The following is a 6,571-nucleotide window of genomic DNA, read 5'->3' as shown; positions in this document are numbered from 1 at the left end:
CTCGGAGCCGCAGGCTACGATGCATACGATCCAGCCTGAATGGCAATAGCTCTAGCTATGCCATTATAGCTTTTTTGGGCTTGCCTAGCTTGCAACCAGAACACACGCCTGCTGGAAGCGCAGCCCTGAGATTGAGTGGCGTCCGACAAAGTCGGTGTACCGCGAAGTGCTTTTGCAGCGGACACTGAATCGCTCGCGAGGCATGCTTTATTGAACATTGCACTAAGATGGACAGCCTGTAAGGAAGGGAGGCAAGTCGGTTTACTAGAGGGGTCTCACATGAAAGTCGTACTTCGTTCGGCAGCACTTGGCTGCATGGCGCTTTGCGCCGCAGCCGTAAGTCCTGCATCCGCGGCATCGATGGCTTACGCCAATATCGGAACGGAAAACCCGGCCACCTATTCCTTCGTCGCTAATGGCGGCGATATCATGGGGTACTATCTCGGGACAGGAGCCTCCTACAACGAGACGCTCGGCCTTCTCGTCAACGGTGTTAAGATGGCTTCAGGCGTCTTCCAGAACCATACGACGACTGTTGGCTCGTCCTATGACTTCGGGTCCTTCACCAAGGGGTCGGTGCTGACCTTCTTTATCGACGTTGCGACCACAGGCGCGACGTTCTACTCGGACAAGTCATCCAACCTCGACGGTTCACAGCACATCTACTCCAGCGCTTTTGACGGCTCGGGCGCAATCCCGGCCGGCACGTATGTTGGTTTCGAAGATCTGTCGTCCGACCGGTCGTTGTACCGTTCTCAGAACTACAACGTCGACTACAACTACACGGACGAGCAGTTCTCGTTCACGAACCTTTCGGTCTCCAGCGTCCCGCTGCCTGCTTCCGCTCCGATGTTCGGCGCGGCTCTGCTGGCTCTCGGCGCAGTGGGATTTGGCTTGAAGCGGAAGAAGGCTGCCGCCGCAGCCTAACTCTCGCTAGCAAATTAACCCATGCGCCCGCGGCTTCAACCGCGGGCGTTTCGGTTTAAAAGTGCTTGCGCTTTGAGCGCCGGTTTCATGCTTGAGTCGCTCGCGGGCATTCCGACGACTATGCCCACGCACCTGGCCCCAAGACGCTGCTGAGACCGTTCGGCGCCGAGCGCACTGGTAGTATTTCCGAAATAAGCCGGGGCGCCTGGACCTTTGTCTGTTTAGCGCCCGACCAGCCCGATCCATTGGCAATCGTGTCGTCGACCTCGGGTGAGTTCGGCCACGTCGAACGACGTTGTCGTTACGAGTGCTTGACAAAGCGTTTGCCGAACATCCTGTCATCGACCCGACAGGTAGCACTGGAGAGATAACGGCACTGCCTCGATGGCCCGCTTCACTAGCGGCACGACCTGACTTCGCCCGATCAGCGAAGCTTTGCGATCAGACGATTGGCGATGAAACCGGCGACCTTCTGAATCCTGGCATTGGTGCGCACGTCTTCATGCATCACGAGCCAGACCGGCATCAGCGGGATGGCCAAGCCGATATCGATGGGAACGAGGCGGTCTTCCTTTGTTCCCAGGAGCATCGGTGCGAAGCCCAGTCCGGCTCCGGCCAGCAAGAGGGTCCATCCCGCGATCTGATCGTCGCAGCGGATCGGGAAGTGATTTCGACCGACACTCAGACCGTTGGCCGCCAAGCCCTGAATGATCGCCTCGTCGCGATCGTAGCCGATCACATCGTGGGACATCAGATCCGATCGGTGGTGCGGTGTGCCCCGCTTGGCGAGATAGGATTTGGCGCCGAACAGCCCCAGCGGGGCCGCGCCGAGCTTGCGCGCGATCAGCGAGCCTTGGGTCGGATCGATATGGCGAATGGCGATATCCGCATCGCGACGAAGAAGGTTCTGCGACACGTCGGAGGCAACCAGCTCTAAGTGTATCTGTGGTTCCGCTTCGCGCAGCTCCACGATGATCTCCGGCAGGATCAGCGTTGCAAAGACCGACGAAGCCGTGATCCGCACGGTGCCGGTCATGGCCTGGGAGCGGCCATGTCCTTTGCGGGCGAACGCTTCGGCGGCGGCGCCCATCGCTCGCGCGTTCTCGACCAACGCGAGCCCCGCCTCGGTTGGCTGGAGCCCCCGGGCCGATCGGGTGAACAACGTGGTGCCGAGAACCGCCTCAAGCTCCCGGATCTGGCGGCTGAGCGTCGGCTGGCTGATGCGCGTCCGGGCGGCCGCACCCGACAAGGAGCGATGATCGACAACGGCCAAAAAGGCCCGAAGCAGGTTCCAATCGAGGCTATTCATTCCTGCATGGTTTCCATCAACATTCGCCAGATGGTCATCCAAATCCTTATGGCCGACAAGATCTCCATCGAAGCGGAAGACGGAGATCACCATGCCTGGAATCGTCACTGGACATCCCAACCTGTTTCTCCGGGCGGAGGGACTGGCGGTGTTGGTTCTGGCCGTCCTGACCTATGCGACGGCCGGTACGGGCTGGCTGCTCTTCGCTGTGTTGGTCATGCTGCCCGATGTCTCGATGCTCGGCTATCTTGCCGGGCCGCGCGTGGGCGCCGCGGCCTACAACCTGGCTCATTGGTATGTGTGGCCGTTGCTGCTGCTCGGCATCGGCACCGTTCAGCATGCACCGGTGTTGTTCAGCATCGGTTTGATCTGGATGGCCCATATCGGCTTCGACCGCCTCATCAAGGCGGGGTTCAAATATCCCGAGGGGTTCCGCTTCAGCCACTTGGGCGGTCCGAGCGCACCGACCCCTTGAGGGTTCGCGGTGGGGACGGCATCGACCGGACCGGATCGCGCCAGCCTCATTCTCAGCCGTAGTTGGTCGAGCGCTCCGGGGCGCTCACCGCTCCTTGCCGTCGCGGAGTTGGACGGCGGCGTGGATGAGGGCCAGGTGGCTGAGGCCCTGGGGCGTGTTGCCGATCAGGTCGCCGCTCGCGGCATCCACCATCTCGCTCAGCACGCCGATGCCGCCCGGCAAGGCCGCCAGGGCTTCGTTCATCAGCGCCCTGGCCTCGTCCGCCCGCCCCAGCGCCGCATAAGCTTCCACCAGCCAGAACGTGCAGGCCAGAAAGCATCCCTCCTCCTTCTCGGCGCCGGAATAGCGATACAGCCAGGGGCTGTGGCCGAGCCAGGGCTTGTGGCTCAACTCGGCCCGGATGGCGTCGAGCGTCGACGACAGGCGATCCGGACCGTCGAACCCGAACCGCACCGCCAGCACCAGGGAGGCATCGAGCCGCTCGGTGCCGGCGAAGAACGTGTAGGCCTTCTTGCGCTCCGACCAGCAATGCTGGTCGACCCAGGCGGCGATGCGGTCGCGCTCGCGCGACCACCGGGCGGCGTAGGTAGCGGGCAGGTGCCCCCCCTCGGCCAGGGTCACGGCACGGGCCAGCGCCTGCCAGGCGCTGATCTTCGACATCGTGTAGTGCTGCAGGTCGGACAGCTCCCAGATGCCGGAATCCTTCATGCGCCAGCGCTCGGCGCATTCGTCCGCCAAGCCCGCCAGCACCCAGGCGCTGCGCTGATCGAGGACGTTGCCGCGTTCGACGAACAGGGCCGCTGCCTCGAAAATGTCGCCGTAGATGCCGTGCTGATGTTGCGTCGCGGCCTGGTTGCCCACCACCACCGGGCGCGAACCCCGATAGCCGGGCGCTTCCGTGGTCAGCACCGGCGGCACGGGGCCGCCATCCAGCCTGTAGCAGACTTTTGGGCCAGTCACGCCCAGCCGGCTGATCAGCCATTGGAACGCCGCCTGGCTTTCCGGCAGCACGCCGAGGCGCAGAAAGGCGTTCAGCGTGTAGCCGGCATCCCGCACCCAGGCGTAGCGATAGTCCCAGTTCTTGTCGCCACCGATCCGTTCGGGCAGCGATGTGGTCGCGGCCGCCGCGATGGCACCGGTCGGTGAAAAGAGGAGCAGCTTCAGGATCAACGCGCTGCGCCGCACGGCGTCCCGGTGCGGCCCCTCGTAGTGCAGCCCTTCGGCCCAGCCCCGCCACGCCGCGTCGCTGATATCGATGCGGTTGTCGATATCCTCGATCGGCGGAAGTGCCAAAGGCTGGTCCTCGCCGGCGATCACGGCCACGAGGGCGCGCTGCCCTTGATGGAGCGTTGCCTCGGCCACGATGGTCCGGTCTTCCTGGGTCACCACGCGCATCGCATCCGACAAACGGACGAGGCCCAACACGGGTCCGACGTGGAAGATGCAGCCATTCTGGTTGGCTTGCAGCCACGGCGATACGGTGTCGCCGCGCGTGCCGAAGACGAGCTCGGCCCGCAGCGTCATGGCTCCCGACAGCACCTCGATGCGACGCGCCAGCTCGCACCAGGGCAGGCGGCCCGCCAAGGTGCTGTTCAGAGATTCGGTGACTCGCGCCACCCCGCCTTCGGTGGTGTAGAGCGTCTCGAGAACGTTGCTGTCCTGGCGATACCGGCGCTCGCTGCGGAACGGTATCGTCGGCGCCAGCGTGAAATGGCCCCCCGAAACCGGATCGGTGAGCGCATCGAACAGCGGCTCCGAATCGAGGTTCGGCACGCACCACCAGGTGATGGCCCCGTTGGGCGCGACGAGCGGCACCGAACGCCCATCGCCGAGCGCCGCATAATCCTGCAGCGGAAAGGCCTGGCGCTCCGCGTCCGGGGCGAGCGCCGCATGAATGTTCGAGGCCGTGCAACCTTCCGGTGCGGAATGGAATGGGATCTTCATCGGAAAGCTCGGTCGATCCTGGTTCACGTCGGCGCGAGGGCCGTCGCTCGTCGCTGCAGCGCAAAAAATGGGTTGATGCGGACCTTCGACCAGAGCCGGCGTGGCCACGTGTCGCTCTTGGCGGCGTTTCGTCGCTCGCGGAAGCGGACCGGCCGTCGCGGCATGCTTCCGCGACGCGGCGGCTGGGCAGACCCTCGGAATTCCCCTATGCGAGCCGGATGACCCACGCTGACCAACACGGCGCTTACGGACAGCCGCCCGAAGCCCTCGTCTCCTTCCAGGCCGGGACCGTCCAGTTCTCGCCCTTGATGCCCGGCGCCGCCGCCCTCGAGGCGTGCCGGCCGGGCTCGCTCGCCAGTCTGATCATGCTGGCCCCGCCAGGGACGCTCGAGCGGCGTTTCGCCCTGGCGCAGGCGCTCCTCGCCTTGGCCCCGGGTGCCCCGTTCCAGGTGCTGGCACCGAAGGATCGCGGCGGTTCCCGGCTGGCCGCCGAGCTTCGAGCGTTCGGCTGCGAGGTCTTCGAAACGTCCAAGCGCCACCACCGCATCTGTGCCGGGACACGCCCCGAAGCGCTCGTCGACGTCGACGCCACGCTGGCCGAAGGCGGACCGCGCCGCATCCCGCCCTACGACCTCTGGACCCAGCCCGGCGTGTTCAGCTGGGACCGGCTCGATCCGGGAAGCGCCCTGTTGATGAAACATCTGCCCGCCCTGTCGGGACATGGCGCGGATTTCGGCTGCGGCACCGGCCTGTTGTCTCGGGGCGTGCTGACCTCGGGCGCCGTCAAGAGCCTGCTCGGCCTCGATATCGACCGGCGCGCCATCGAGGCGGCGCGGCGCAATCTCGAGGATCCGCGCGTCAGCCTGCGCTGGAGTGACCTCAGGCGGCCCGACGCCAGCCTGACGAAGTTCGATTTCGTGGTGATGAATCCGCCGTTCCACGAAGGCGGCACGGAAGAGCGCAGCCTCGGCCGCATCTTCATCGAACGTGCCGCGACGGCGCTGCGCCGGGGGGGGCGGTTGTGGCTGACGGCGAACCGCCACCTTCCCTATGAGGGCGTGCTGGCCCCCTTGTTCCGCAGCGTGACGGTGGTGGTGGAGGCGGAAGGCTACAAGGTGTTCGAGGCCGTGGTGTGAGCATGCGGCTCGACAAGCTTCTGTCCAACCTCGGCTACGGCTCGCGCCGCGAGATCCCGGCGCTGCTGCGGGCCGGTCGGGTCAGGCTGGGAGAGCTCCGCCTGAGCGATGCCGCGCAAAAGATCGCCAGCGCGGCCTGGACGGAGATTCGCATCGATGGCGAACCGCTCGATCCGCCGCCCGGGCTGGTGATCATGATGCACAAGCCGCTCGGCGTGACGTGCTCGCACAAGGACGAGGGCCCTTTGGTGCATGAGCTGCTGCCGGAGCGCTGGCGACGGCGCGAGCCGCAGATCTCCTCCGTCGGCCGCCTCGACAAGGACACCTCGGGCCTTCTGCTGATGACCGATGACGGCCCCCTGTTGCACAGCCTGATCGCCCCCAAGGCGCAGGTGCCGAAGCGCTACCATGTCAAGCTGGCGCGCCCCCTGCGCGGCGACGAGACCGAAACCTTCGCGGCCGGCACGCTGATGCTGCAAGGAGACGAGACGCCCCTCCGGATGGCCCGTCTCGACGTCACGTCGCCCACGCGCGCTGCATTGACCATCACCGAGGGTCGCTACCACCAGGTCCGCCGCATGTTCGCGGCCGTGGGCAATCACGTGTTGGCGCTCCACCGCGACCAGGTCGGGGGCCTGACACTGCCCGACGACCTCGCCCCAGGTCAGCATCGCGTGCTCGACGAAGCGCAGGTGAAAACCGTCCTGTCGCCGCCGCGAACCGCCGCCGCAAATCGCTGAAGCGATCGAGCCGGCCTGAAGCGAACCCGTGTAGCCGGCC

6 protein-coding genes are annotated in these 6,571 nt (G+C 65.3%); 4 read left to right on the top strand and 2 right to left on the bottom strand.

Annotated features, from left to right (window positions below; all coding sequences use genetic code 11):
* Positions 1–279: 279 nt before the first annotated feature.
* Positions 280–927: a VPLPA-CTERM sorting domain-containing protein gene (locus tag P7D22_RS14970; protein WP_319935045.1), complete on the top strand. Its 648-nt coding sequence runs from the start codon at positions 280–282 to the stop codon at positions 925–927.
* Positions 928–1,351: 424 nt separating this feature from the next.
* Here P7D22_RS14970 and P7D22_RS14965 read toward each other — a convergent pair whose 3' ends face one another.
* Positions 1,352–2,329, bottom strand: coding sequence for a LysR family transcriptional regulator (locus tag P7D22_RS14965; RefSeq protein ID WP_319935044.1), 978 nt, complete (start codon positions 2,327–2,329; stop codon positions 1,352–1,354).
* On the opposite strand from P7D22_RS14965, the gene P7D22_RS14960 reads away from it, so the two are divergent.
* Complete coding sequence (locus P7D22_RS14960; RefSeq protein ID WP_319935043.1) at positions 2,328–2,711, top strand: DUF4260 domain-containing protein; 384 nt, start codon at positions 2,328–2,330, stop codon at positions 2,709–2,711. The genes P7D22_RS14965 and P7D22_RS14960 overlap by 2 nt on opposite strands.
* A gap of 84 nt (positions 2,712–2,795) precedes the next feature.
* Here P7D22_RS14960 and P7D22_RS14955 read toward each other — a convergent pair whose 3' ends face one another.
* A complete protein-coding gene (locus P7D22_RS14955; RefSeq protein WP_319935042.1) occupies positions 2,796–4,655 on the bottom strand; it encodes a glycoside hydrolase family 15 protein in 1,860 nt (619 codons plus the stop codon).
* A gap of 218 nt (positions 4,656–4,873) precedes the next feature.
* Between P7D22_RS14955 and P7D22_RS14950 the strand changes: the two genes are divergently transcribed.
* Together P7D22_RS14950 and P7D22_RS14945 are read left to right on the top strand one after the other, a co-directional pair.
* Positions 4,874–5,791 carry a class I SAM-dependent methyltransferase gene (locus P7D22_RS14950; RefSeq protein ID WP_319935041.1) on the top strand — a complete coding sequence of 306 codons (918 nt, stop codon included), beginning with the start codon at positions 4,874–4,876 and terminating at the stop codon, positions 5,789–5,791.
* A 2-nt stretch (positions 5,792–5,793) separates the two neighbouring features.
* Positions 5,794–6,531, top strand: a complete 738-nt coding sequence (locus tag P7D22_RS14945; RefSeq protein WP_319935040.1) for a pseudouridine synthase — start codon at positions 5,794–5,796, stop codon at positions 6,529–6,531.
* Positions 6,532–6,571: the final 40 nt, after the last annotated feature.

The organism is Lichenihabitans sp. Uapishka_5 (genome assembly GCF_033947565.1).
Lineage (GTDB): Bacteria > Pseudomonadota > Alphaproteobacteria > Rhizobiales > Beijerinckiaceae > Lichenihabitans.
Note: the sequence above shows the minus strand (reverse complement) of the source record. Positions and strands in the feature narration are given on the sequence as shown.

Excerpts from the sequence above, each read along its gene's own strand:
- P7D22_RS14950 (WP_319935041.1), top strand. The coding sequence starts at position 4,874 with ATGACCCACGCTGACCAACACGGCGCTTACGGACAGCCGCCCGAAGCC.
- P7D22_RS14970 (WP_319935045.1), top strand. The coding sequence starts at position 280 with ATGAAAGTCGTACTTCGTTCGGCAGCACTTGGCTGCATGGCGCTTTGC.
- P7D22_RS14965 (WP_319935044.1), bottom strand. The coding sequence starts at position 2,329 with ATGGTGATCTCCGTCTTCCGCTTCGATGGAGATCTTGTCGGCCATAAG.
- P7D22_RS14955 (WP_319935042.1), bottom strand. The coding sequence starts at position 4,655 with ATGAAGATCCCATTCCATTCCGCACCGGAAGGTTGCACGGCCTCGAAC.
- P7D22_RS14945 (WP_319935040.1), top strand. The coding sequence starts at position 5,794 with ATGCGGCTCGACAAGCTTCTGTCCAACCTCGGCTACGGCTCGCGCCGC.
- P7D22_RS14960 (WP_319935043.1), top strand. The coding sequence starts at position 2,328 with ATGCCTGGAATCGTCACTGGACATCCCAACCTGTTTCTCCGGGCGGAG.